1 protein-coding gene is annotated in these 940 nt (G+C 62.6%); it reads left to right on the top strand.

All coding sequences use genetic code 11. The annotated features are described in order from the left end of the window. The coding region (locus EN939_RS35890; RefSeq protein WP_127272025.1) for a DEAD/DEAH box helicase at positions 1 to 940 on the top strand (940 nt) is incomplete at both ends.

Here is a 940-nt window from a genome sequence, read left to right as displayed (position 1 = left end):
GCCCGCTTCCCCTATGAAGAGACCGACGACCAGCAGACGGCCATCGATTCGGTGCGCGACGATCTTGCTGCCGGCAAGCCGATGGACCGGCTGATTTGCGGCGATGTCGGCTTCGGCAAGACCGAAGTGGCGCTGCGTGCCGCCTTCATCGCGGCGATGGAAGGCTTTCAGGTGGCAGTTGTGGTGCCGACGACATTGTTGTCGCGCCAGCATTTCAAGACCTTTTCGCAGCGTTTCTCCGGCCTGCCGATCCGTGTCGGCCAGGCGTCGCGGCTGGTCGGCGCCAAGGAACTGGCCGAGACCAAGAAAGGCATCGCCGAGGGCCAGGTCGACATTGTCATCGGTACGCACGCGCTGCTTGGTTCCGCGATCTCGTTCAAGAACCTTGGCCTGCTGATCATCGACGAGGAGCAGCACTTTGGCGTCAAGCACAAGGAGCGGCTGAAGGATTTGAAAACCGACGTGCACGTGCTGACGCTCTCGGCGACACCGATCCCGCGCACGCTGCAACTGGCGTTGACCGGGGTGCGCGAGCTGTCGCTGATCGCCACGCCACCGGTCGACCGCATGGCGGTGCGCACCTTCATCTCGCCGTTCGATCCCCTGGTCATCCGCGAGACGCTGCTGCGCGAGCGTTATCGCGGCGGCCATTCCTTCTATGTGGTGCCGCGCATCAGCGATCTTTCGGAAATCCATGATTTCCTGAAGGAATCCGTGCCGGAGTTGAAGGTGGCGGTGGCACATGGCCAGATGCCGCCGGGCGAACTCGACGATATCATGAATGCCTTCTATGACGGCCAGTACGACGTGCTGTTGTCGACGACCATCGTCGAATCCGGTCTCGACATCCCCACCGCCAACACGCTGATCATCCACCGCGCCGACATGTTCGGCCTGTCGCAGCTTTATCAGCTGCGCGGCCGCGTCGGGCGTTCCAAGG

It is taken from the genome of Mesorhizobium sp. M7A.F.Ca.CA.002.05.1.1, assembly GCF_003998335.1.
Classification (GTDB): domain Bacteria; phylum Pseudomonadota; class Alphaproteobacteria; order Rhizobiales; family Rhizobiaceae; genus Mesorhizobium.
Note: the sequence above shows the minus strand (reverse complement) of the source record. Positions and strands in the feature narration are given on the sequence as shown.